Here is a 23882-nt window from a genome sequence, read left to right on the forward strand (position 1 = left end):
GCGCCCAGCCAGCGTGCAGCGGGAGTCTCGACCCATCGGTAGACGATTTCCGACACGGCGGCCGTGGCGACGAGAAACGCGACGACCGCGCCCGTCGGTCCGGTGTACGGAACCACGTTCTCGTACACCCGGTAGAGAATCAGCGTGTGGACCAGGTAGATCGCGTAGCTGCGGGTGCCCGTCCAGCGAACGATCGCCCAATGAGCGATCCTGCCGTCGTACCGCGCGAGGAGCAGGACCAGACCGGTGACGACGACGATGGTCCACATGTACTGGTCGCCCGCCCAGTAAGCGTGGACGTCGGTTGCCAGTCGCACCACCTCGGCCTGCGCGACGACCGAGACGACGACCCATCTCCAGCTGATGATCCGGGCCCAGCCGAGGTAGATGATCTGCCCGAGGAACAGCGTCGGGAGCGTCGCGGCGATCTTCGACAGCATCGGCACCGACCACGGCTGCGGGATGTAGAGGTTGTAGATCAGCACGGCCGCGCAGAGGAAGGCCCCGAAGAGGGGAACGACGACGGGCCACTTCCGTAGGATGTCGCGGGCCGCGATGCAGTACAGGTAGAACATCAGCTGGACCGTCAGCGTCCAGGTGACGCCCAGTACGGCGACTTCGGGCTTCAGGAAGAACCCGCCGAGCACGAAGCTGAGCGCGGCTTCGGAGTTGCTGATCCCGTTCTGACCGCTGAACATGCCGTTGATACCCAGACGCACCAGCAGAATGGCCAGCGCGACGGACACCCACAGCGCCGGGACCAGGCGGGAAAGCCTGCTGACCGCGAAATCCCGTCGCGACTGCCGCATCGCCGAGCGGGTCACCAGCAGGCCGGTCAGGAGCATGAAGATCGCGACGCCGACGAACGAGAGATGGTTGTTGAGGCCGGCTTCCTGGACGAACACCCGGTAGACGACGTCGATCATCCACCAGCCTTCGCCGCGGTCGTCGATCAGGTAGAACGAGATGTGCGAGTAGAGAACGGCGAGTACCGCGATCAACCGCAGCAGGTTCGCGCCGTCGAGTTGGACCCTCGGCGCATGGACGTCCGTGACCGCCTGTCGGGCGTCGACCGCATCGGTCGACCTGCGATGGGGGCTCACGGCGGCCAGTCTAGATTCCTGTTCACCTGCCGGACCAATCGTGACGCCGAGCCGTGACCTCGCCGTGACCTCCCGAGGCTGCCGCGGCAGCGCGGTTTTATTCCGAGAAATGAGTCTCGAGTACAACAGTTGCACTGGGGGTAGTAATGAGATTGGGTTGAACCCGAGAGAAGATCCGCAGCACTACGCGCCGCGCTTCGATCGATGAAGCCGGCGTCGACAAAGAAGGGAACCACGTGTCCGAGTACACCTTGCCCGACCTTGATTTCGATTACTCCGCCCTCGAGCCACACATCTCGGGCGAGATCAACGAACTGCACCACTCCAAGCACCACGCAACGTACGTCGCCGGCGCCAACACTGCGCTCGAGAAGCTCGCTGCAGCCCGCGAAGCCGAGGATCACGGCTCGATCTTCCTGCTCGAGAAGAACCTCGCGTTCCACCTCGGCGGCCACGTCAACCACTCCATCTGGTGGAAGAACCTCTCCCCCAACGGTGGCGACAAGCCCGAGGGTGAACTCGGCGCAGCCATCGACGATCAGTTCGGTTCGTTCGACAAGTTCCGCGCACAGTTCACCGCGGCGGCCAACGGTCTGCAGGGCTCCGGCTGGGCCGTTCTCGGCTACGACTCGCTCGGCAAGAAGCTGCTGACGTTCCAGCTCTACGATCAGCAGGCCAACGTGCCGCTGGGCATCATCCCGCTGCTCCAGGTCGACATGTGGGAGCACGCCTTCTACCTGCAGTACAAGAACGTCAAGGCCGACTACGTCAAGGCGTTCTGGAACGTCGTGAACTGGGCCGACGTTCAGGCCCGCTTCGAGGCAGCCACGTCGAAGACCCCGGGTCTGATCTTCCCGTAATTCTTCTGCACCGCAGAGGGCCATCACGCATCGTCGTGATGGCCCTTTTCGTGTTTCCCTTCGTTAGCACTCGACACGTCTTGTGTGCCAGCACGTTTCTGGTTCATATTGGGGTGTACCCAGCGTGGCGTACCGGATATTTCTGGGCGAACGAGGAGTGCACATGAGCGATCGCGATCTGATCGGCGTTTCCCCTTTCCATGCCGCTGGGCTTCTGCGCGGGTTCGTGATCTCCGGGCGGTGGCCGGACACGACGAAGGAATGGGCGCAGTTTCTCGTGCTGGCCGTCCAGGTCGCATCGATGCCGGGCCTGCTCACAACGTCGACGGTCTTCGGGGCTCGCGAGGAGCTTCCCGACGATCCGGCCCCGGGAACGATAGGGCTGGTCCTCGCCGAGGGGCCCATCGTGGGTGAGACTGCTGTCACACCCGAGCGGTTCGCGCACCACCAGCCGGCGGCGATTCTGATGCTGCATCCGCCGTCGGAGACCACCCCGTCACTCCCCGAATGCGCCGGCGCGGCGTCCGGGTGTGTCCTCCTTCCCGGCCTGCCGCATCTCGGTCTCGATCATCGCGCTGCCTGGGTGGAAGCGGAATCCGACGGCACCGTGACCTCGATGGTGAGCCGCATCGGCCTCGACCCGATCAGCGATCCCGACACTGCAGTTTTGGCCATGCTCCTCGCGTCCTGAACGTGGCCCGTACAAGAGTTTTCGGGTTCCCAAACTTGCTGCGGCATTGGACTTTTCGACTACCTCCTCCTACTGTGGAGTGCAGCGAAGGGGAGTAGCCCCCAATCACCGTGTCGACATACTGGTCCGCAATCGGGCCCGGCACCGTGAACCGATACCGCTCACGCACAGGCTGCGTGCTCGGCGCCGGTGGGCGAGACCTTCGGTCATTCAGACGACCGAAGGAGTGCCTCCACATGCTGTCCGCGCTGCTGTTGAGTTTCGCAGTCATCTTCGTCGCCGAACTCGGCGACAAATCGCAGCTCATGGCCATGACGTTCGCCCTGCGCTACAAGTGGTACGTCGTCATCGGCGGCATCACGATCGCCACCACCGTCACCCACCTCGTGTCGGTCGCCGTCGGGCACTTCCTCGGACTCTCGATTCCCACCCACCTGATCTCGATCGTCGCCGGAGTCGCTTTCGTCGTCTTCGGACTGTGGACCCTCAAGGGAGACAAGCTTTCCGACGACGAAGGCGACAAAGCCTCCAAGGTCACCCGCTCGGCGTTCATCGCAATCGCGTCGGCATTCTTCCTGGCCGAGCTCGGCGACAAGACCATGCTCGCCACCGTCACCCTCGCCGCGGACAACAACTGGGCCGGCGTCTGGATCGGCTCTACCGTCGGCATGGTCGCAGCCGATGCCCTCGCCATCGTCGTGGGCGCGGTCCTGGGCAAGCATCTTCCCGAACGCATCATCCAGTTCGGTGCCGCAATCCTCTTCTTCGTGTTCGGCGTCTCGCTGTTCTTCGAGGGCGTCATGCCCGGAACGTCCGCGCCCGTGATCGCCGGCGGCGTCGTTCTCGTCCTGTCGGCAGCGGTGTGGGGAGCAATCGCAACCGTCCGGCGCCGTCGCCCGACGCCGGTCGAGGTATTGAACGACAAGTAAGAATCGACGTATCATCTGCCCCGATCAGAACCAGGGGCACATGACAACCATCGACCACGATCCCAGCAGGACGCGCCGCACCACCCACGACGACAACACGTCGTCGGATCGGCTTCTCCGGACGGTAGCGCGCTTCGTCGCCGCCGGTTACCTCATCTATTTCGCGATTCTGCTGCCGGATTTCCTCCGCACCGCCTACGTGACGGAATCCTGGTGGACGCCCGCAGCGATGGTCGCCGTGTTCGGAACAGGTCTGTCCATGGGAGTGGCTTCCCTGGCCACGGACACCAGGTGGATCCGCGTCACCGGTGCCGTAGCGACCTTCACCTTCCTGGCCGCCGCGCTGAGCTGGTGGCTCGCGTGGGACAGCTCCGTCGTCGACACCAACGGAATGCCCCTGGCGTCGTTCCCCGGCCTGGCGGGACTGGCCGCGGCCGCGTCGCTGCCGTCATGGTTGGCTTTCGCACAGCTGACCGTCACTGTCGTCTCGGTTCAGCTCAGCATCAACATTCTCCGTGGTCCACTGCTGGACGGCCCGTTGCTGGCTGACATCACGTTCGCGCTGATGTTCTGCTCCATCTTCGTGGCCGCCACCTTGGGCGTCATCCGCACCGCACGCATTCTCGACAGCACGCGCGAAACCACCCACCGACAGGCGGCGACGGAGGCTGCCGTCAGCGCCCGCGCCGTCGAGCGTGAGCGTTTCGACGCCCTCATCCACGACGGCGTGTTGTCCTCCCTTCTCGCGGTGGCTCGCCTCGGACGCACCGAGGGCGTGATCCGACAGACCGAGCACACTCTCGCTCAGCTGGACTCGCTGCGAAACCACTCGTCCGCCACGACGTTCGATGTCGACGAGGCGCTCGCCCGGTTACGTTCGGCCGCAACGAATGTCGACGAGGAGATCGAAATCGCCGTCGAATCACGCACCGACGCTCTGTATCCCGCCGAGGTCATCCGCACGGCCAGTGCCGCCTTGGCCGAGGCAGTTCGCAACAGCGTCACGCACGCAGGTTCCGACGCGACGCGGGTCGCAACGTTGTCGCTGACGAGGGACGACATCTCCATCGTGCTGTCCGACGACGGGTCCGGGTTCGACCCCACCTCGGTCGCGCCGCATCGCATGGGGATCGCGGTGAGCATCGTCGGACGCATGCGCAGCCTGCCCGGTGGCTCGGCGCGCGTCGAGTCGGACAAGAACGACGGTGGAACGACGGTGGCACTGCACTGGTCGGCACCGTCGTGATCGGCACCCGGAGCACGCACGACGCGTGTCAGGACGGCTCGGGTCAGGATATTCGCGACCTCATCGGACTGCGGTCGCGATTCGCGACGGGACTGGTCGCCCTCTACATCTTCACGTGTTTTCTCTGCGCCGCAGCAACGTTGGAGGGAGTGAGCTCCCCGTGGCCGATCTTCGTCTCCGCTGGGTTGTGCTCGATCGGTGCAGTCACGATGATCACCGCACCAGGAGATCCACTGCCGTGGCGGTACACCGTATTCATCGCTGCCCTCGGCCCCGTCAGCTGCGCGTTGACCTACAGCGTGATTCCCGTTCCGGTCAGCAGCCCACTGCAGACCTGGCCGCTGGGCACGAGCGTCGCACTGTTCACGGCCCTGTGCGTGCGAGGACGAACGTCGGCAGCGTGGGCCGGACTGGGGACGACGGTTGCCGTGACGATCTTCTGGTCCGTCCAGACCGGGCAGGGCGCCGCCTACGGCATCGCCTTCGGCGTCATCAACGCTGCCCCACTGCTGATGTCGACGTTCTTCGCGTTCACGCTCCGGCCCCTCGCTCGCTCCGTTTTCGCGCTGCGTGACCAGTCGACGTCGCGAGTCGCATCCGAGGCGGCCGCCGCAGCCGTGCTCGAAGAGCGTGACTCGCAACTGCGTCGGCTCGACGAACTCGCTCGCCCACTCCTCGAACGGACCGTCCACGGCCCCGACCTGGCTCCCGAGGAGATCGCGTCGTACACCCTGCTCGAAGCCGAGTTGCGGGATTCGTTGCGAGCGCGCGCTCTTGTCACCGATCGACTACGTACGTCGGTGCGGACGGCACGCGACCGCGGCGTCAGCGTCGTACTCCTCGACGACCGCGCCGACGTCGAACTCGACCCCGCGGTGCGCGACCTCGTCGTCGACTCCGCAGCGGAGCACATCGACGGGATGGCGAGCGGATCGGCCACTGTGCGACTGCTCCCGGCAGGGCGGCCCGCCCTCGCCACGATGCTGGTCGATTCCGAACGGACCTACCGAATCGAGTACGAGCACGACGGTCGGGCTCGCGAAATCAGCCACTGACACCGAGTGTGATCCACTGCACTTCTGTCACTCCGCCGGCTGCGGCTCACTGCTGTCCGGTTATGGTGCAGAACGAGACAATCACGGTCAGCGCTGATCGTTTGCGCCGATCGTCCACCGCTCTAGTCGAGGAGATGTGCACGTGGAGATTTCGGGAACAGCAGCGTTGGTCACAGGCGGGGCGTCCGGCCTCGGTGCGGCAACGGCCAAGCGCCTCGCCGACGCCGGGGTGACGGTGTTCGGCCTCGACCTGGCGCAGTCGATCGAGCGGGCGGGCGACAGCGTGCCCGACGGTGTCACGCTCATCGCCGCCGACGTCACCAGCGAAGCCGACGTCGAGGCAGCCCTCGACACCATCACCGCGTCCGGGGTGCCCCTGCGCATCGTCGTCAACTGCGCCGGTGTCGGCTGGGCGGGACGCATCCTGTCGAAGAAGGGCCCGCACGAGCTCGAGCTCTTCCGCACCGTCATCACCATCAACCTGCTGGGCACGTTCAACGTGATGCGCCTTGCCGCCAACCGAATTCAGTCACTCCCGACGGTCGACGACGCAGGGCAGCGCGGCATCATCGTCAACACCGCCTCCGTCGCCGCCTTCGAAGGCCAGATCGGCCAGATCGCGTACACGGCATCGAAGGGCGGCGTGCACGCGATGACCATCACCGCGGCCCGCGACCTCGCCCAGGTCGGCATCCGCGTCAACACCATCGCCCCCGGAATCGTCGACACCCCGATGCTCGCCGGCGTCACCGAGGAATACCGCAAGGGCCTCGAAGCCAGCGTCCCGTTCCCCTCGCGCCTCGCACAGCCGGCGGAGTACGCACAGCTCGTGCAGATGCTCGCCGAGCACGACTACCTCAACGGCGAAACCATCCGCATGGACGGCGCAATCCGCATGGCGCCGCGGTAAGCGCATCCGGGTTTCGGCAGCCGCGATTTCAGGCTCCGTTGCGCAAGGATTCGAGGGTGGGGATTTCGAGGTCCGCGCGGTCGGTCATCCACTCGCGCAGGACTTTCGTGGCTTGGACGTCGTCTTCGTTGTAGACGAGTAACCGTTCGCGCTGACTGAGGTCGGGTTCTCCGTCGTAGCCGACGGCGTCGCGGTACCAGCCCATGGACGCCTCGCCGCCGGCTTCGTCGTCACGCCAGGTGAAGCCGGCGACGGGGGCGATTTTCTTCAGCCCTTTGCCGCCGGGGCAGATGAATTGGTCGCTGACTGCCTGGTAGATGTCCACCCATTGTTCGCTGTCGATGAATTCGCGGATCTCGGCCTCGGTGGGAACGCCGGGAACGGCGCCGAAGCGTCGGGCAGAATCAAGAAGCCACTTGTCCTCGGCCTGGCGCGAATAGCAGTACGCAGCAAAGGTTTTACCGCGTTCGGCGGCGTCACGGCGCTTGCCCATCAGCCAGCCCCAGAATTCCGCGAACGATCGCCCCTCGTCGACGGTCGGCAGCGGATCCCACGTGACGAATCCTCGGTAGACCGGGGGCTGCCCTCCCTGCTCGGTGAGCAGCGTGCCCCACAGGTAGGCGCCGTGCTCCTGGTAGCTCTCCATGTCCACGTCGACCTCGACGTCAGCGCGGTAGACCGTCGTTCTCTCGGTCCGGCGCAGAAGCGGAACATCCGCGCGCCACGCCGTCGCTGCGGCAACGGCGTCGTCGAAGCTGCCGAACGGCCAGTCCTCCGGTTCCGGTCCGGTCCAGTCGGCGAGGTCGTCGATGGTGAAGACGCCGTGCTCGCGCAACACCTCCGCACGCATCCCCGACGCCACCAGCGACACGTCGCGGTTGGCGGTGAGCTGCGGTTTGCAGTCCGACCACCATGAGCACGACCGACACTCGCTCACCTGGGAGGGCACGGTGAAGCTCTCACCCCGCGCGACGGCGAGACGGTCCGCGAATCGTGAATCGTATTCTGCGAACACGGTCTCGAGGTCGTGAACGAGGATGCACTCGGCGCGATATCCGATTGCACCGCCGATTGCAGTGGGAGAGGCGAGGCCTTCACGTTCGAGCATTCGGTAGAGATGCGCGAGGCGCAGTTGGTCCCGCAGCTGACTGCGAACCTTGCGGGTCTCGTCGACGCTCGGTGTCCATCGGTCGAACGGAGTGGTGGTCGCTCCCCGGCCGGGGTCGGTGACCTTGTGGTTGACGACGATGACCGGGATGTATCCGGCACCGGACGGATCGAGCATCAGCATCTCGCTGCGGCCGCGTCGACCGTGCTCGTGATCGAGGGGAAGCACGGCGTTCCAGATCCAGCGGGCCTTGCGCCTGCACGCCGCCATCGTCATCTCCGACGCCGACCTGGCGTCGGGGGCGTCGATCTCCGTCCACCCGGATTCGGTGGCTGCGAAGGCGGCACGGGTGGCCTCCCGGTGGGCCGCCGCGGCCTCACGCCGTTGCCGGACGCCGGGATTCTCCGGTTCGTAGCGCTGCAGCGCGGAGTAGGCCGTGTCCAGGTACAGCCGGTGACGGCACCGCGTCAGGGACCCGGCGTCGATGAGTACCGACGACCGCATTCCGGCTGACCGTGTCGCCGCGACAGGCTGGCTGTTCACAGTTGATGAGCCTATGTCCCCCCACCGACACGCCCCATGCGACCCACCGCTGCGTCAGCGATAGGCTGTGTGTCAGCCAGCGCGAATACCGCGCCCGAACCGTACCGAAGCTGACGTTAGGGGCCTTGTCGATGGGGTTGTTCCGCAAGCGCAAGGGTCGTGCCACTCGTAAGGCCGAGGCCAAGGCGCTCAAGCACAAGGCAACACTCGAGGCCAAGCTCGGAGCGAAGAACGAGCGCAAGCAACTGAAGTCCATCGCGAAGGCACAGAACAAGCTGAGCGCGGTCGAGGCCAAGTCGCAGAAGAACGTCGAGAAGGCGCAGATCAGGACACTTCAGGCGCAGCAGAAGGCAGCGCTGCAGGGGTCGTTCAACGCGGCTCAGGTGCGCAAGTACATCTCGATTGCACGGGTGTTGATCCCCGTTCTGACGCCCATCGTCTACCGCGGCGCTGCGGTCCTTCGGAACCGTCTGGACGAGCGCAAGGCAGGCAAGCTGGGCGTCAACCCCGCCGAGCTGAGCGAGTACAGCGGCTACGGCGCGAAGCTGAGCGCACGTATCGCCGGTTCGGAGAAGTCGCTTGCCCAGGTCACGGCCAACAGCTCCGACGCCGAGACCCGCAAGTTCTCCGACGCGATCTCCCAGCGCCTCACGGATCTGGGTACCGCGGTGCGGACGTCGGAACAGATGCCTCCCGCACGTCGCAAGGCTGCGCACAACGCCATCTCGGCCGAGCTGGACGGCATCGAAGCCGACCTTCTGGCTCGTCTCGGCGTTCGGTAGTACCTCCGGTTCCATGAGGTCGCCCGCTGCTTCGCTTCGCGGCGGAGCTGTCGGCGCGACGACGGTGTCGCTGTCCGTGGCAGCGCACGGGTGGGCCGACGGCGGGTATCCGTCGGGCTCCGCGGCTGTGCTGGTACTGATCGTGGGCCTCGGGATCGGCGCCGTGTCCGCTGTGCCGCGGTCCGGCCGCGCGACCGTGCCCCTGCTTCTCGCGGGGATGGTGCTCGGCCAGTTCGCGTCGCACGTCGCCCTGGTCGTCGGCGACCCGCACGCGATGATGCACGGCCATACCATTCTGCCGAGCCCGGCCATGGCTGCATTCCACGTTGCCGCATCGGCGCTGGCTGCGGAGTTGGTGTGCGCGGCCGAGCGGCTGTACGGGCCCATCACCGCCGTCGTCCGATCGGTACTGGACCCGCCGCAACGCCTCGCCGTTCCACCCGGGCTGGCCGTCGAGATCTCGAGCCCAGTACCCCGTGCACCATTCGAGTTCACGACATCCATCTCGAGACGTGGCCCGCCGACGCCGGCGTGACTCTCCGATCATCTCTGCCACATCGTCTTTCGAGAAAGTACCCATGCCATGAACAGCTTCGTTCGTCGTGCCTCGATCATCGCAGGCACCGTGTCACTCGCCCTCGTCGTCGGAGCGGGTGCAGCCTCCGCACACGTGACGGTCGCCGCGCCCGACGCTGCGCAGGGCGGCTACGCCGTCCTGACCTTCCGCGTCCCCACCGAATCCGACACCGCCGCGACGTCGTCGGTCCGGGTCGAACTACCGGGCCTCAACTCCGCACGTACTCAGCCGATTCCGGGGTGGACCTCGGTCGTGGACAAGAACGCCGAGGGCCTCGCCACCGCGGTCACGTGGACTGCGGGCCCGGGCGCCGAGGTGCTTCCCGGCCAATTCCAGCAGTTCCTGCTGTCCGCGGGTCCTCTGCCCGAGGAAGACACTGTCAGCTTCCCGGCCGTTCAGACCTACAACGACGGCGAGGTCGTCGAGTGGACCGAGGAACCGGCCGCCGACGGTAGCGAGCCCGAGTACCCGGCCCCGTCGCTGACACTCGCAGCCGCCGGTTCCGACGGACACGGCGGTCACTCCGTCGATTCCGCCGCGGCGTCGGATTCGACGGAGACAGCACAGAGTTCCGATTCCGACACGACCGCCCGATGGCTCGCCGGCGGAGCCTTGGTACTCGGGGCTCTCGGTGCCGCACTCGGCATCGGCGCGACTGTGCGAGGACGCCGGTCATGAGGAAACTGATCGTCGCGGTGCTCGCGATCTCGGCACTGCTGATCGGCGCACCCACAGCATCCGCCCACTCGGTGGTCACCGGATCGAACCCGGCCGACGGATCCGAGATCGCGTCCGGCCCGGCGCAGGTGTCGATCTCGTTCAACGAGGTTCCGCAGTCGCAGTTCGCGACCTTGAACGTCGTCGGACCCGACGGCAACCTGTGGTCCAATGGCGACCCGCGCATCGAGGGACAGAGCATCGTCGTCGACGTCGGCGAACTCGGACCGGTCGGCGAGTACACGATCGCCTATCGCGTGACGTCGGCCGACGGTCACCCCATCAGTGGGACACTGGGATTCACGTTGACCGCGGAAGGATCCGGCACGCCGGGCGCCGCCGCATCCGCCGCCACGGAGGGTGAGTCCGACGACGGCAGCGGCGGGGGAATTCCCGTCTGGATCTTCCTCGTCGCGGGTGTCCTCGTCTTCGCAGGCGGACTCGCCTACGCGTTGCGCAAGCCGAAGGACAAGTAGCTGAACGCGTTCCGCCGGTGGTGGGTGCTCGCCGCGGGGGCGGCGGGCATCGTCGGGGTGGGGCTGGCATGGTTGCTCGCCCACCCCGACGGCCCCGACCCGTCGTCGGTGCTCCGTGTCGTCGCGGACTGCCTCGGCGCGACGATGCTCGGACTCGCGCTGCTGCGCACGGACCTGTTTCCGGATCGATCGAAGCCTTCGGTGTGGCGTACCGCCGTCGTCGTCGGCGGGACGTGGACCGCGGTGGAAACGGCACTGCTGGCGACGGCAGCAACCGAGTCGTTCGGGGGCGGTATCGCAAGATTGTCGGTGTCGAACTTCGCGACGTTCCTGACCGACATCACCGTCGGGCAGTTGGGTGTGGTGACGATCCTCTGTACCGCCGCGGCAGTGGCGTATTCGCTGTTCGCGTATCGGACGGCGCCACCTTCGGCGCCGATGCAGCGGCGTCGGCGCGATCTGTCCCCGGTACCCGTCGTCGTCCTCATCGTCGTCGCGCTCGTGGCGCGTCCCGTCACCGGGCACATGTCGCAGCAGGTCCTCGGCGCGTTGTTCGTGTCCGTGCACACCGTGGCGGCGTCGGTGTGGATCGGCGTTCTGGCCGCGATGGCCCTGACCTTGCGTGCCCGGGGCGCCTGGGCCGCAGTGTTGCCCGTGTATTCGCGCCTGGCGTGGTGGTCGGTGTGGACTCTCGCCGTGAGCGGAACCGTCAACGCTGCTGTGAAACTCGGTGGTCTGCCTGCCCTGTTCGACACCGGATACGGCCGTATCGTCCTCGGCAAGACCGTTCTTCTCGTCGTCCTCGTGGTGCTTGCCCGACGGTTGCGCGCGACCTGGCTGGTGTCGGTGGCCGCGCATCGCACGAAAGCCGACGAGTCGACCGTGCGTGCTGCTCTCCACGTCTGCGTGCTTGCTGTCGCGTTCGGTTTGGCTGCGGCTCTGGCAACGACGGCGTAGTCCTTCACGCCCCGTCCACTTCGCGTTTCCCGCGGCGACCGACTCGCGTCGTTCGGGACGGTCACGATGTCAGCTTCGTCGTTCGTCAGGAGCTTGTCACGTGATACCTTTTCGCCGCCCGGTCGTGGGCGTCCTCGTTTCGATTGCCTCGATAGCTGCGCTGTCCGCGTGCTCCGAGCCTGCCGACCCGACTGTCGACAGCACGGAGTCCAGCGGCGGGACCCTCACGGTGTACACCTCCGAACCGCAGGCGAAGATCGACGCACTCAACGCGGAGTTCACTGCTGCGAATCCGGACATCGAGGTGCAGGTCTACCGCGCCGGCACCGGAGATCTCAATGCGCGCATCGCTTCCGAGCGTGAGACGGGTTCGATCGGCGCGGATGTGCTCCTGGCTGCGGACGCACCGACGTTCGAGGGGTACAAGGACGAGAACCTGCTGCTCCAGTACACCCCCGCGGACGTGTCCGCGTTGAACCAGGAAATCGTCGATCCGGACGGATATTACGTCGGAACCCGCATCATCCCTACGGTGATCGCCTACAACACGGGTGCCGTGTCGGAGCCACCGACGTCGTGGCAGCAACTCGCCGACCCGAAGTACAAGGGGCAGATCACTCTTCCCAATCCGGATGTCTCCGGTGCGGCGGCATTCAACACGGCGGTGTGGTTGAACGAGGAGTCGCTCGGTCAGCCGTGGCTCGAAGGCCTGGCCGCGAACGAACCGATCGTCGCCGAGAGCAACGGTCCCGTCGGACAGTCCGTTGCGGCCGGCACTCAGCCGATCGGGATCGTCGTCGACTATCTGGTTCGCGAACTGGCGGAGAAGGGTTCACCCATCGCGCTCGAGTACCCGACGGACGGTGTTCCGTACATCTCCCAGCCTGCGGGCATCTTCGCCGATTCGAAGAATCAGGACGCGGCGAAGAAGTACGTCGACTTCCTCGTCAGCAAGCAAGGCCAGGAACTCGCGGTCGAGCAACAGTACCTTCCCGTGCGCGGTGACGTCGGAACCCCCGACGGCGCACCGGCTCTCGACGATCTGAACCTGCTGAACCCCGATCTCGCCGAGATCACGGCATCTCAGCCCGAGGCGGTCGAGAGGTTCAACGAACTTGTCGGGTAACCCCTATGTGAGTGGTCTGGTGTCCCTCAGACTGCTCCTGTGGGTCGTGGTGTCGGTGTCGATCCTGGCGCCCATTGCTGCCGTGGTATCGATCGGGCTGGGCGGCAACCATGTTCGTGAACTGATCGACGGCGGGATCGTCGACGCCGCCGTGAACAGCGTCGTGTCGGCGGGACTGTCGGCATTGTTCGCCGTGGCGATCGCCGTCGCGATGGCCCTGCTGCTCGACCGGACGGATCTTCCCGGTCGCTCGGTGCTGCGGCTCGTCCTGCTGTCGCCGTTGCTGATTCCGCCGTTCGTCGGGGCGATCGCGTGGACCGGCCTGCTCGGGCCGAGCGGGATGATCAACAAGTTCTGGGCCGAACGGTTCGGCGGACCACTGTGGAACGTCTACGGCGGAGACGGCGTGGTCTTCCTCCTGACCATCCACTCCTATCCCATTGCGTACTTGATCGTCGCAGCAGCACTGCGCCGCATTCCCGGTGACCTCGAAGAGGCTGCGCGGATGTCCGGGGCACGCCCGCTGCGTGCATTGACGTACGTGACATTGCCGTTGCTTCGGCCGGCCGCGGTCGCGTCGTTCACGTTGGTTGCGGTGTCGAATCTGGCGGATTTCGGGATTCCCGCCCTCGTAGGACTGCCGGACCGGTACGTGACGTTGTCGACGATGGTGTACCGGTTCATCCAATCGGGAACCGTCGCACAGCCGTTGGAGGTGGTCTCGGCCATCGGCATCGTCCTGTTGCTGCTGGCGGTGGTCGCGGTAGCGGTGGACCGAGGACTCAGCCGCGGCAGTGCAGCTCTCGACGGACCGGTCACTCCCCCGACTCGGCTCGCGTTGGGGCGGACCCGGTCGGCGGTGGGCGTCGCCACCTGGCTTCTCGCACTGAGCATCACGGCCCTGCCGATCTTCGCGCTCGCCACCCAGGCATTGCTGCCCGCGCCCGGTGTTCCCCTGACGTGGGCCAACCTCACTCTCGATTCCATCGTCGCAGCCGTCACTGCACCTGGAACGGTTGTCGGTATCCAGAATTCGCTGATGCTGGCGATCGGCGCCGCGGTGATCTGCGGAGTGGTCGGCCTGACTCTGGGTGTCGTCACGACGCGCACCCGCTCACGGGACAATACCGGCCTCGACCTCGTCGCGATGCTCCCGCAAGCCATACCGGGCCTGGTCATCGCAGTCGGATGGCTGATCGTCGGACGTTGGACCGGCCTGTTCGACACCCGCTGGGTGATCCTGTGCGCTTACGTCATGGCGTTCCTCGCGATCGTCGTGCAGGCCGTCCGAGCGCCGCTGCTCTCGACGCCGCTCCAACTCGAAGAGGTCGCCCGCTCCTCCGGCGCCTCACCCGCACGAGCCTTGTACGACGTCTCGTGGAAGATGACGATTCCCGCTGCCACCTCCGGTGCCGTTCTGGTGGGCTTGACGGCGGTGCGCGAGCTCACCATGTCGGTTCTCCTGGTCGCCCCCGGCACGCAGACCCTCGGAGTGTCGATCTTCAACCTGCAGCAGGCGGGCGATTACAACGCGGCATCGGCCCTGTCCCTTCTCGTCGCCCTGGTCGGGATCGCCGGACTCGGCCTCGTCGCGGGTGTCTCCGACCGAAAGAAGAATGCCTGATGTCCGCCATCTCCCTCGATGCCGTCGACCTCGAATATCCCGGTGGCGCCGTCGGTCTGCGCGGCATCGACCTCCGCATCGCCGACGGCGAATTCCTCGCCTTGGTCGGTCCGTCCGGCTCCGGTAAGACGACCCTGCTGCGCACGGTTGCGGGATTTCTGACGCCGACGTCGGGCACCATCACCATCGGCGGCGACGTCGTCGCAGGTGGGCGGCGCCCGATCGCACCCGAGCATCGCGGACTGGGCATGGTGTTCCAGCAGCACGCTCTGTGGCCGCACCGCACCGTCGGGAAGAACGTCTCCTATCCGTTGGAGCTCGCCGGGATGTCGCGCTCGGATCGCAAGCGGCGTGTGAGCGAAGTCCTCGAACTCGTCGGCCTACCCGGTCTCGAATCGAGAGATCCTTCGACGTTGTCCGGAGGTCAACGGCAGCGAGTTGCCTTGGCGCGGGCTCTGGCGAGGACGCCGCGGGCACTGTTGCTGGACGAGGCGCTCTCCGCGCTCGACGAGCCTCTGCGCGACCGACTCAGACTGGAACTTCGCTCGCTGACGCGCGCCGCCGGACTGACCGTCATCCATGTCACGCACGACCGGAACGAAGCCTTGGCGCTGGCCGACCGTGTCGCGGTGCTCGACGGTGGTTCGATCGCGCAGATCGGCACCCCGGAGGAACTGGTGCAGCAGCCTTCCTCGGCGTTCGTCGCACGGTTCCTGTCCGACGCCAACATCATCACCGGCGTCGTCGACGGCGGCAGATTCCACGCCGACGATCACCCGTTGGAAGTAGTGCTCGACGTCGTCGAAAGCGCTAGGCAGGGCCGTGGAACGTTGACCGTCATGCCGTCGGACATCGTCCTCGGTCCAGGTTCACCTCACGACTGTGGCGCAGGCGTGATCACGTCGTCTCTCTTCGGCCGAGAGGCAAGCGACGTCGTCGTCGACTCGCACGGGGTCGATTTCCGCTGCTCGGTGCGCGGTCCGCGCCCCGCAGTGGGCGACGGCGTCATCATGACCATCGAGCGCGGAATGTTCACGCCAACTTCGGGATAGTCCCTACCGTCGCACGCGGTGTCGATCGGATTGTCCGTTCTCGCCGTCGGTGTGACCCACGAGATAGGTAAAATAGTTGTTTACCTCATCTATTTATCTATATGGTTGCGGACAGCAAGTAATTGACTCGAACCGTTGGAGCCCTCATGGCAGTAAGAACTACCACCGCGGAAGCGTTGGTCGAAGAGGTATTTCTCTTCGGTCGTGCGCTGAAGCGGGCCGTGACCACCGGAGATGAGGAGTCACCCCTGCCGCAGGCACTGACCGGAGTTCTGGCCATCCTCGCGACGGAGGGTGAATGCAGACAGACCGACCTCGCCAACAGGCTCTGCGTCAGCCAGTCCGCCCTCAGCCGGCAGATCGCAGACCTGGTGGATCTCGGATACATCGACCGAACGCCCGATCCCGACGACAAACGCGCATCACGCGTGCGTGTCTCGTCCGACGGCGGCGAGAAGCTCAAGGTCATCTGGGACCGTCGCGCGAATCGACTGCGCGAGATGTTGAGCGACTGGAGCGAAACGGAGGCGCTGGCCGCCCTCGATTCGATTCAGAAACTCAACAACACATTCAACGAAGACGCGCAGGACACAGCGCACTTGAAACTGATTGCGAGATAGAACAATGTCAACCACCGAAGCTCCGCCCAATATTCAACAGGCCGATCCCGACGCCATGTCCCACCGGCAGATCCTCGAGGCCCTCACCGGACTGCTCGCCGCGCTGTTCACCGCACTGCTGAGCACCACCATCGTCTCGACGGCACTGCCCACCATCATCGGTGACCTACAGGGTTCGCAGACCGCGTACTCCTGGGTCATCACCACCGCTCTGCTCGCCAACGCAGCATCGACGCCCATCTGGGGCAAGCTCGCCGACCTGTTCAACAAGAAGGTCCTGGTCCAGAGCGCGATCGTCATCTTCGTCGCTGGTTCGCTCATCGCAGGCTTTGCACACAACGTGCCACTGCTGCTCGTCGCCCGTGTCATCCAGGGCATCGGCATGGGTGGTCTGACGGCACTCGTCATCGCCATCATCGGCACCATCGTCTCCCCGCGTGACCGCGGCCGTTACTCCGGTTACACCGGCGCTGTCATGGCTGTGTCCATGTCCGGCGGACCGATCCTCGGCGGCGTGATCGTCGACAGCCCCCTCGGCTGGCGCTGGTGCTTCTTCGTCTGCGTTCCGCTGGCCGTCATCGCCCTCGGACTGCTCCAGAAGACGCTCCACATCAAGACCGAACGCAAGGAGAACGTCTCCATCGACTGGCTCGGCGCGCTCCTGCTCACCGCGGGCGTCTCGGTCCTGCTGGTCTGGGTTTCGTTCGCAGGCAAGGCGGACTACTACGCATGGATCTCCCGTGAGACCGCCTACCTCGTCGGCGGCGGAGTTCTGCTGCTCGTCCTGACCGTCATCGTCGAAGCCAAGGCCAAGTCGCCGATCATCCCGCTGAAGATCGTCACCGAGCGCACCACCGGCCTCGCCATCATCGCCTCCATCGCAGTCGGTGTCGGCCTGTTCGGCGCCACCACCTTCCTCGGCCAGTACTTCCAGACCGCACGCGGCTACACCCCCACCGAAGCCGGACTGCTTTCCATCCCACTGGTGTTCGGAATGCTCGTCGCCTCCGTCGGATCCGGCCAGCTCATCACCAAGTTCGGAAAGTGGAAGCCGTTCATCGTCACCGGATCGGTACTGCTGGTCATCGGATTCCTGCTTCTTGGAACCATCGACCACGCAACCAGCCTGTGGACCGTCGGCGTCTTCATCACCATCGTCGGACTCGGAACCGGCATGTTGATGCAGAACCTCGTTCTGGCAGTCCAGAACACGGTCAGCGTCCACAACATCGGCGCAGCGTCGTCGACCGTCGCGTTCTTCCGCACCTTCGGTGGCGCGATCGGCGTCTCGGTTCTCGGATCGCTCCTCGCGACCCGCGTCGCCGAGAAGTCCGCAGCCGGCCTCGCCCAGCTGGGCGTGGACAGCTCCGGAAGCGCAGGCGGAGGATCACTCGACCTGAGCTCGCTGCCCGCACCGATCCTCGCCGTCGTCCGCACCGCCTACGGCGATGCCACCGGACGGATCTTCATGATCGCCGGATTCGTCGCCATCGTCACGCTGCTCGCGGTCATCATGATCCCGAACCGCCCGCTGCGTAAGACGATCGACTTCGCCCAGGCACCTGTCGAAGGCGAAGAGACCATCGAGGTCCCGTCCTTCGGTGACACCCGCGAGTACGTCGCAGCAGAGCTCGACGGAACCGGGCGCCACGAAGCACCAGCAGGCTCGGCACCGTTCGAGGGCCTCAGCACCGATGCACGTGATCGACTGCTGAACCTCCTGCTCCCCGAACCCAAGGACACCCTCGAAGCACTCGACGAAGCCGAGGCCATCCGCGCCGAAGTCGTCGCACTGCAGCAGGAACTCGACGCGAAAATGCTCGACTTCGACGCCGTCTGCGAGCGACTCCGTCGCCTCGGACTCAGCGAAGATCAAATCGCCCGAGTACTCGGCGACGCACACGTACCTGATCCTCATCAGCACTACGTCAACTCCGGACTGAACGGCCACAGCGTCAACTAGTTCGGCAACACGAAAGAGCCCGCACACCCCCCGGTGTGCGGGCTCTTTCGGTGTCGGAGCACTCCCCGCCTTTCCGGACCGAACGTGACGTTCGGTCACTTGGAGTGACCGAACGATACGTTCGGTGCGCGAAGAGGGCCGGGCTACCGCCCCGGAAGGTACTTCAGTGCCTTCACGAAGGGAGGCATGATCTTCGCCCACAACTTCGGAGGCAATCCGCGGGGGCCGCCGAGGTTCAGCAGACGCGTCGTGGCGATGGTCTGCGATTCGGTGTACTTGAGCAGGCCGTCGGGTCCGTGGCGTCGGCCCATTCCCGAAACGCCCATTCCGCCCATCGGTGCGCCGGTGGTGCCCCAAGCGGGTGCGTACCCTTCGTCGACGTTGACCGTTCCCGAATGCAGCTGAGCTGCAATGGCTTCGCCCTGAGCCTTCGTCTTCGCCCAGACGCTGGCGTTGAGTCCGTATTCGGTGTCGTTGGCCCTCGCGATGGCTTCGTCGACGTCGGCCACCGGGTAGATCGACACGAGCGGCCCGAAGGTCTCGCTCGCGGCACACTCCGCGTCGGCGGGCACGTTCGTCAGGACGGTCGGCTCGTAGAAGAGCGGGCCGATGTCGGGGCGTGCGTTTCCTCCCGCGATGACCTTGGCGCCCTTGACCTTTGCGTCGTCTACGTGCGCGGAGACGGTCTTGACTTGGTCCTCGGAGATGAGGCTGCCCATTTCGATGCCGAACTCGTAGTCCGCACCGAGGGTCATGTCCCGCACCCGCTGACCGAATTTCGCGGTGAACTCGTCGGCGATGGACTGTTCGACGTAGATGCGCTCGATGGAAATGCACAGCTGGCCCGAGTTGGAGAAGCACGCGCGCACGGCGGCGTCGGACACTTCCCTGAGGTTCGCCCCGCGCGCGACGATCATCGCGTTCTTGCCGCCGAGCTCGGCCGAGAAACCGATGAGCCGACGCCCGGCCTGCTCGGCGAGGAGCTGGCCCGTTGCGGTGGAACCGGTGAACATGAGGTATTCGGTGTTCTCGACGATGGCGGTGCCGACGACCGAGCCGGGGCCGGGCACCACGGCGAACAGATCACGCGGCAGACCTGCTTTGTAGAGGAGTTCTACGACGGCCAGCGCACAGTACGGAGTCTGCGAATCCGGCTTGAGCACCACTCCGTTGCCGGCGAGCAGCGCGGCGATGGCGTCGGACACCGCGAGAGTCATCGGGTAGTTCCACGGCGAGATGACCCCGACGACGCCCTTGGGCTGGTACCGCACCGTCGTCTTCGTCAGCACGGGGAGCATGCCGGCCACCCGCTTGGGTGACAGCAGCTTGGCTGCGGTGCGGGCGTAGTGACGCGACGTCATCGCGATGTCGAGCACTTCTTCCTGCGCGGCGGCGCGGGACTTGCCGGTCTCCGCCTGCGCCATGTCCATCAGTTCCTCGCGATGAGCGAGCACCAGGTCGCGGTACCGGTGGAAGATCTCGGCGCGCTCGGACACCGGGCGCTTGGCCCATGCCTTCTGCGCGACCCGAGCACGAGCGATGGCACCGACGACGTCCTCGGCGGTCCCGACGGGAATGGTCGCGAGCTCCTTGCCGGTGAACACCTCCGTGATGGATTTCGTCGGCCGTGCGTCGGCGTCGGGAATGGCGATCAAGTCGGCGAGCCGCGAGAAGGTCGCAGCGCTCGGAGCTGGCATTTCGGTACCCCTACTGGTGAGTAGTTCTTGGAGTTACACATAACCTACATCGTCGGTGGCTGGGATCACAGTGCCGATTCCGCTGCCCTGGTCGGCACCCGTCGACGTGTGGCACCATGGGCGGTGGTCTTTCCTAGGCGTCGGGGCGCACTGGAGACGAAGCAGGGTGGGGCAATCTCATGAGAACGACCACACGCAGGGGACTCGTCGTCGCCTGCGCAGCAGCTGTAGCGCTCGCGATGGCACCGTCGGCGCAGGCAGATCCAGTGGGTGACCTCGTCGCCCCTCCCGCCAATCCCGACGCCTACCTACCCACTCCCTTGGGTGACCCCTGGTTCACCCCTCCGGCGGGTTTCGAGAGCAGTGAACCCGGGACCGTTCTGAACACGAGAAGTGTTGCGGTACAACCCGGCGCTACCTCGACGCAGTTGCTGTTCCGTTCGACGGACTCGAAGAACAATCCCATTGCGGCCGCGACGACGATCCTGGTTCCCGACGCGCCGTGGACCGGCGGAGGCCCCAGGCCCGTCGTCGCCTACAACGAGGCAACGGATTCCTTGGGCAACGCGTGTGCGCCGTCGTCGACGCTGCCGCGCGGCACCAACAAGGAACTCGACCGGATGCAGGAGTTGCTGGCTCGCGGGTATTCCGTCGTCGTCACCGACTATCAAGGTCCCCGCCAGGCGTACTCCGCCGGTCTGGTCTCCGGTCACACCGTGCTCGACGGGCTGCGAGCGTCCCGGGCAGTCGGCATCGCACCGGACGCCCCCGTCGCGATCACCGGATACTCGGGCGGTGCGATCGCGTCGGGATGGGCGGCGCAGTTGGCGCCGTCGTATGCGCCCGAGTTGAACATCGTCGGAGTGGCCTTCGGCGGGCCTCCTACCGACTACAAGATCCTGCAGCGTTCGCTGAACGGCGGTATCGGCTCCGGGCTGTTCACCGCCGCGACAATCGGTCTGAGCCGCGAGTACCCGGAGATGCGGTCGCTGGCCAACGACAACGGTAAGCGGCTCGCTCTGGTGCAGAAGGATCAGTGTGTGGACGTCTTGTCCTACAGCGGACTCGCACTGTTCGACCAGCAGAACCTGTCCAACGTGCCCGACGTGTTCAACCATCCGATCACCCGCGCGGTGGTCGAGGAGAACCGGATGGGTCAGATCGCGCCCGAGGCACCGATCTACATCTACCAGGGCCTGCAGGACTTCCTGATCCCGAAGGAAGGCGCCGAGGCCGTCCAGGATCAGTGGTGTGCGGCCGGTGCGTCGGTCCATCTGGAAGAGATCCCCGGAGACCACACGGTGGCCGAGGGCGGCGGTAGGCCGGGCGCGTTCGAGTGGCTTTCTCAGCGTCTGGCCGGCGTTCCCACCGGAGGATGCGAGAGAGTGGTCCGGTAACTCTTGACCCTCACGCCACGGGAGGCTGCACAGTGTCCTCTGTGAGCGATTCGGAAACGATGTTGGTGGGCGAAGTGGCCCGCCTCGTCGGAATCAGCGTGCGGACGTTGCACCACTACGACGAGATTTCGCTGGTGGTGCCGTCCGGACGCACGGCGAAGGGCTACCGCAGTTATTCGGCAGTAGACGTCGAACGGTTGCATCAGGTGTTGACCTACCGCGAACTCGGTTTCGCGCTGGACGACATCGCCGCCCTGCTGGACGACCCGTCGGTCGACGCGATGGCGCATCTGCAGCGTCAGCGGGAGCTACTCGACGCACGGATCGATCGCTTGCATCAGATGGCTGCGGCCGTGGACAAGATGATGGAGGCAAAGAAGATGGGAATTCAGTTGAGTCCCGAAGAGCAACGCGAAGTGTTCGGGGAGAACTGGACCGGCGAACAGTACGCCGATGAGGCAGAACAGCGTTGGGGCCAGACCGACGAGTGGAAGCAGTCCCAGGCGCGTACGGCGTCGTTCACGAAGGACGACTGGAAGCGCATCAAGTCCGAAACCGATGCGCTGGAAGCAGATTTCGCTACGGCGTTGGCCTCGGGAGTGGCTACCGACTCACCACAGGCGGCGGCTTTGGCCGAACGTCACCGCGCCGGCATCGAGAATTTCTACGACTGCGGATACGACATGCAGGTCTGTATCGGCGAGATGTACATCGCCGACGAGCGCTTCACCAAGCACTACGACGACATCACGCCCGGGCTTGCGCAGTACATTCGCGACGCCATCGTCGCGAATGCTGCGGGCAAGTAGGCAATTTACCCCCCAGTTGTGCGTTCTCGAGCCTCGGGAACGCACAATCGGGGGGTAGATCGCCGGTCATTGCCACGGAATCCTGTAGGGCTCTTCGTCGTCCGGTGGTGGAGTCTGCTTGGCCGGGAACCAAATCAGCGCTGGGTCTCGTTTCAGCTCGCCGATTTCGGGCGGTACAGGCCTGGACAGGGTTTCGATCTCGTCCCATGAGCACTCTCCAGCCGCTACGCGCCCGGCGTACGCCCTCAGTTCGGGTGACGCACTCGCCAGCGACGCGATGGCGAACATCAGAGCACTGTCGACGTTTCGCGGTTCGTCGATGGACGAGAGCGGGGTCCGTTCGACCACGGCCCGCGTCTGTGCCATACGGTCGAAGGCATCGGTCATCTTCTGTACCGCGCGGCGCAGGATCGGGTCGTCCGGTGCGTTCATGCGTCTTCCCATGGTTGTCTACCTGTTCCGACCGAGAAAGAATCCTTCGGAACGTTGTAGACGGGCTCGGCGGACGCGGTGTCGTACACGTCCTTCACCAGTCGAGCGTTGTGGATTCCCTTGGTGATCGGTTCGAGTTTCTGCTGGAACTGCTCGTTCAAGTAGCCGCTGGGACTGGCAACGAGCGAAAGGAATTCGTTGAACGCGTCGGTGACCATCCGAATGTCATCGAGCAGCTTCTTGGCGAGGGTGTATCCCGAGTACAAGATGTCGGCGATCTTGTATATCTGGTAAAGGCTCCCCAGCGGCGATACCTTTTTCGACAAGAACTCGGCAACCTTGGCGGGGCTGGACACATCGACTTGCGCTTCGAGACGTTCTCTCATCGTAGTCACGAGTGTGAACACCGACTTGCGAATTTCGTCGGCGGCTCTGTCCGCGACAGCTTCGATGACGCGACCGCACGAACCCTCCCAGCGCATCGCTGCGATCTGCCGTGCGGCGTAGTCTTTGTACGCGACGGCAGCCAACCCGTCCCAGAACTCGTCGACGCGCGAAGTCCCTTCGGCGAGAGAATCACCGCCGGCGGACATAGCCTCCCCTGCAATCCGGTATGCCGCACCGAGACGTCTCAGATCGTTCCAGTTTCCGCCTATCGGATCGATGAGTTCGCGAAGCGGACTGTGCCCGATAAGCTCCTCGATCGCGTAATCGAGGTCCCCCAGCCACCCTGCTGCATCGGCGACGACGTCGGCTACGTCGTCGGGGAAGTGTGCGGGAGCCGGGTAATCCATACCCTCCGGAGACCCGTAATGTGCACAGTCGCTGTAAGGTTCGGCATTCCCCCGCGCCGGTCGATCTGCGTCACCCGGGTCCGGGTACGGCACCGGTACCAGGTCCGTGTGTGCGTTGAGCGCCTCGTAGTTCTTCTTTTCCTGATCCGCGTAAAGCCAGGCCGCGGTATTGAGTTCGTCACCCAATCCGGCGCAGTTCGTTGCCAAATGGACATGCCGATCACGCCACACATCGCGGAGAGCATCGAACGTGACGGCCAACGAACCGAACAATTCCCCGTTGTCGACCCCTGTCAATTGTCCGTGGTCATTGAAATACCGATAGGACGTCAGCGTCTGCTGTCCGATCTCGGCCGTAAGCCGGCCGAGCCCGGCGACCTGCCTTGGGTCCGCGAAAAATGTTTCACTCATGTC

23 protein-coding genes are annotated in these 23882 nt (G+C 65.2%); 18 read left to right on the forward strand and 5 right to left on the reverse strand.

The window, feature by feature from the left end:
• Positions 1 to 1103: acyltransferase family protein (locus tag BH95_RS18190; RefSeq protein ID WP_037185208.1), on the reverse strand; the 1103-nt coding region annotated here is incomplete at its 3' end.
• Positions 1104 to 1339: 236 nt separating this feature from the next.
• Between BH95_RS18190 and BH95_RS18195 the strand changes: the two genes are divergently transcribed.
• The 6 genes from BH95_RS18195 to BH95_RS18220 all read left to right on the forward strand — a co-directional run bounded on the left by BH95_RS18195 (position 1340) and on the right by BH95_RS18220 (position 6794).
• Positions 1340 to 1963, forward strand: coding sequence for a superoxide dismutase (locus tag BH95_RS18195; protein WP_019667073.1), 624 nt, complete (start codon positions 1340 to 1342; stop codon positions 1961 to 1963).
• Positions 1964 to 2126: 163 nt separating this feature from the next.
• Positions 2127 to 2654: a hypothetical protein gene (locus tag BH95_RS18200; protein ID WP_019667072.1), complete on the forward strand. Its 528-nt coding sequence runs from the start codon at positions 2127 to 2129 to the stop codon at positions 2652 to 2654.
• Positions 2655 to 2890: 236 nt separating this feature from the next.
• Positions 2891 to 3583, forward strand: a complete 693-nt coding sequence (locus BH95_RS18205; protein ID WP_037183392.1) for a TMEM165/GDT1 family protein — start codon at positions 2891 to 2893, stop codon at positions 3581 to 3583.
• A gap of 40 nt (positions 3584 to 3623) precedes the next feature.
• Positions 3624 to 4829: a sensor histidine kinase gene (locus tag BH95_RS18210; protein ID WP_019667070.1), complete on the forward strand. Its 1206-nt coding sequence runs from the start codon at positions 3624 to 3626 to the stop codon at positions 4827 to 4829.
• The gene (locus tag BH95_RS18215) at positions 4826 to 5884 is read left to right on the forward strand and encodes a hypothetical protein (protein ID WP_037183394.1); all 1059 of its coding nucleotides are present in this window, start codon (positions 4826 to 4828) and stop codon (positions 5882 to 5884) included. The genes BH95_RS18210 and BH95_RS18215 overlap by 4 nt, the downstream gene beginning before the upstream one ends.
• A 142-nt stretch (positions 5885 to 6026) precedes the next feature.
• Positions 6027 to 6794, forward strand: coding sequence for an SDR family NAD(P)-dependent oxidoreductase (locus BH95_RS18220; RefSeq protein WP_019667068.1), 768 nt, complete (start codon positions 6027 to 6029; stop codon positions 6792 to 6794).
• A 28-nt stretch (positions 6795 to 6822) separates the two neighbouring features.
• Here BH95_RS18220 and BH95_RS18225 read toward each other — a convergent pair whose 3' ends face one another.
• Entirely contained in the window at positions 6823 to 8406 is a 1584-nt protein-coding gene (locus BH95_RS18225; protein WP_037185211.1) for a TM0106 family RecB-like putative nuclease, read from the reverse strand.
• A gap of 170 nt (positions 8407 to 8576) precedes the next feature.
• Between BH95_RS18225 and BH95_RS18230 the strand changes: the two genes are divergently transcribed.
• The 10 genes from BH95_RS18230 to BH95_RS18275 all read left to right on the forward strand — a co-directional run bounded on the left by BH95_RS18230 (position 8577) and on the right by BH95_RS18275 (position 18339).
• On the forward strand, positions 8577 to 9227 hold the full coding sequence (locus BH95_RS18230) for a DUF6474 family protein (RefSeq protein WP_019667066.1): 651 nt from the start codon (positions 8577 to 8579) through the stop codon (positions 9225 to 9227).
• Between the two features lie 13 nt (positions 9228 to 9240).
• Positions 9241 to 9762, forward strand: a complete 522-nt coding sequence (locus BH95_RS18235) for a hypothetical protein (RefSeq protein ID WP_037183396.1) — start codon at positions 9241 to 9243, stop codon at positions 9760 to 9762.
• Positions 9763 to 9810: 48 nt separating this feature from the next.
• On the forward strand, positions 9811 to 10482 hold the full coding sequence (locus tag BH95_RS18240; RefSeq protein WP_020112324.1) for a YcnI family copper-binding membrane protein: 672 nt from the start codon (positions 9811 to 9813) through the stop codon (positions 10480 to 10482).
• Positions 10479 to 10997: a copper resistance CopC family protein gene (locus tag BH95_RS18245; protein ID WP_037183398.1), complete on the forward strand. Its 519-nt coding sequence runs from the start codon at positions 10479 to 10481 to the stop codon at positions 10995 to 10997. Before BH95_RS18240 ends, BH95_RS18245 begins: the two co-directional genes overlap by 4 nt.
• 24 nt (positions 10998 to 11021) lie before the next feature.
• Positions 11022 to 11954: a CopD family protein gene (locus tag BH95_RS18250; protein WP_037183400.1), complete on the forward strand. Its 933-nt coding sequence runs from the start codon at positions 11022 to 11024 to the stop codon at positions 11952 to 11954.
• 100 nt (positions 11955 to 12054) lie between these two features.
• Complete coding sequence (locus BH95_RS18255) at positions 12055 to 13080, forward strand: ABC transporter substrate-binding protein (protein ID WP_244165031.1); 1026 nt, start codon at positions 12055 to 12057, stop codon at positions 13078 to 13080.
• Between the two features lie 7 nt (positions 13081 to 13087).
• Positions 13088 to 14704: an ABC transporter permease gene (locus BH95_RS18260; protein ID WP_037183405.1), complete on the forward strand. Its 1617-nt coding sequence runs from the start codon at positions 13088 to 13090 to the stop codon at positions 14702 to 14704.
• Entirely contained in the window at positions 14704 to 15756 is a 1053-nt protein-coding gene (locus BH95_RS18265) for an ABC transporter ATP-binding protein (protein ID WP_037183407.1), read from the forward strand. The genes BH95_RS18260 and BH95_RS18265 overlap by 1 nt, the downstream gene beginning before the upstream one ends.
• Before the next feature lie 146 nt (positions 15757 to 15902).
• Positions 15903 to 16376, forward strand: a complete 474-nt coding sequence (locus BH95_RS18270; protein ID WP_019667059.1) for a MarR family winged helix-turn-helix transcriptional regulator — start codon at positions 15903 to 15905, stop codon at positions 16374 to 16376.
• 4 nt (positions 16377 to 16380) lie between these two features.
• Positions 16381 to 18339, forward strand: coding sequence for an MDR family MFS transporter (locus BH95_RS18275; RefSeq protein WP_019667058.1), 1959 nt, complete (start codon positions 16381 to 16383; stop codon positions 18337 to 18339).
• A gap of 143 nt (positions 18340 to 18482) precedes the next feature.
• On the opposite strand, the gene BH95_RS18280 is transcribed toward BH95_RS18275, so the two are convergent.
• A complete protein-coding gene (locus tag BH95_RS18280; protein WP_037183410.1) occupies positions 18483 to 20036 on the reverse strand; it encodes a succinic semialdehyde dehydrogenase in 1554 nt (517 codons plus the stop codon).
• Positions 20037 to 20215: 179 nt separating this feature from the next.
• On the opposite strand from BH95_RS18280, the gene BH95_RS18285 reads away from it, so the two are divergent.
• Both BH95_RS18285 and BH95_RS18290 read left to right on the forward strand, forming a co-directional pair.
• Positions 20216 to 21433: a lipase family protein gene (locus BH95_RS18285; protein WP_037183413.1), complete on the forward strand. Its 1218-nt coding sequence runs from the start codon at positions 20216 to 20218 to the stop codon at positions 21431 to 21433.
• Positions 21434 to 21492: 59 nt separating this feature from the next.
• The gene (locus BH95_RS18290; RefSeq protein ID WP_019667055.1) at positions 21493 to 22242 is read left to right on the forward strand and encodes a MerR family transcriptional regulator; all 750 of its coding nucleotides are present in this window, start codon (positions 21493 to 21495) and stop codon (positions 22240 to 22242) included.
• Positions 22243 to 22308: 66 nt separating this feature from the next.
• Here BH95_RS18290 and BH95_RS18295 read toward each other — a convergent pair whose 3' ends face one another.
• A complete protein-coding gene (locus tag BH95_RS18295) occupies positions 22309 to 22674 on the reverse strand; it encodes a hypothetical protein (RefSeq protein WP_019667054.1) in 366 nt (121 codons plus the stop codon).
• Entirely contained in the window at positions 22671 to 23879 is a 1209-nt protein-coding gene (locus tag BH95_RS18300; RefSeq protein ID WP_037183416.1) for a hypothetical protein, read from the reverse strand. Before BH95_RS18300 ends, BH95_RS18295 begins: the two co-directional genes overlap by 4 nt.
• Positions 23880 to 23882 lie beyond the last annotated feature (3 nt).

It is taken from the genome of Rhodococcoides fascians A44A, assembly GCF_000760735.1.
Classification (GTDB): Bacteria; Actinomycetota; Actinomycetes; order Mycobacteriales; family Mycobacteriaceae; genus Rhodococcoides; species Rhodococcoides fascians_E.

What these genes read in the sequence shown, in the direction of transcription:
- BH95_RS18200 (WP_019667072.1), top strand. Translation starts at nt 2,127, where the DNA reads ATGAGCGATCGCGATCTGATCGGCGTTTCCCCTTTCCATGCCGCTGGG.
- BH95_RS18205 (WP_037183392.1), top strand. Translation starts at nt 2,891, where the DNA reads ATGCTGTCCGCGCTGCTGTTGAGTTTCGCAGTCATCTTCGTCGCCGAA.
- BH95_RS18210 (WP_019667070.1), top strand. Translation starts at nt 3,624, where the DNA reads ATGACAACCATCGACCACGATCCCAGCAGGACGCGCCGCACCACCCAC.
- BH95_RS18225 (WP_037185211.1), bottom strand. Translation starts at nt 8,406, where the DNA reads ATGCGGTCGTCGGTACTCATCGACGCCGGGTCCCTGACGCGGTGCCGT.
- BH95_RS18230 (WP_019667066.1), top strand. Translation starts at nt 8,577, where the DNA reads ATGGGGTTGTTCCGCAAGCGCAAGGGTCGTGCCACTCGTAAGGCCGAG.
- BH95_RS18235 (WP_037183396.1), top strand. Translation starts at nt 9,241, where the DNA reads ATGAGGTCGCCCGCTGCTTCGCTTCGCGGCGGAGCTGTCGGCGCGACG.
- BH95_RS18240 (WP_020112324.1), top strand. Translation starts at nt 9,811, where the DNA reads ATGAACAGCTTCGTTCGTCGTGCCTCGATCATCGCAGGCACCGTGTCA.
- BH95_RS18245 (WP_037183398.1), top strand. Translation starts at nt 10,479, where the DNA reads ATGAGGAAACTGATCGTCGCGGTGCTCGCGATCTCGGCACTGCTGATC.
- BH95_RS18265 (WP_037183407.1), top strand. Translation starts at nt 14,704, where the DNA reads ATGTCCGCCATCTCCCTCGATGCCGTCGACCTCGAATATCCCGGTGGC.
- BH95_RS18270 (WP_019667059.1), top strand. Translation starts at nt 15,903, where the DNA reads ATGGCAGTAAGAACTACCACCGCGGAAGCGTTGGTCGAAGAGGTATTT.
- BH95_RS18275 (WP_019667058.1), top strand. Translation starts at nt 16,381, where the DNA reads ATGTCAACCACCGAAGCTCCGCCCAATATTCAACAGGCCGATCCCGAC.
- BH95_RS18280 (WP_037183410.1), bottom strand. Translation starts at nt 20,036, where the DNA reads ATGCCAGCTCCGAGCGCTGCGACCTTCTCGCGGCTCGCCGACTTGATC.
- BH95_RS18285 (WP_037183413.1), top strand. Translation starts at nt 20,216, where the DNA reads ATGAGAACGACCACACGCAGGGGACTCGTCGTCGCCTGCGCAGCAGCT.
- BH95_RS18290 (WP_019667055.1), top strand. Translation starts at nt 21,493, where the DNA reads ATGTTGGTGGGCGAAGTGGCCCGCCTCGTCGGAATCAGCGTGCGGACG.
- BH95_RS18295 (WP_019667054.1), bottom strand. Translation starts at nt 22,674, where the DNA reads ATGAACGCACCGGACGACCCGATCCTGCGCCGCGCGGTACAGAAGATG.
- BH95_RS18300 (WP_037183416.1), bottom strand. Translation starts at nt 23,879, where the DNA reads ATGAGTGAAACATTTTTCGCGGACCCAAGGCAGGTCGCCGGGCTCGGC.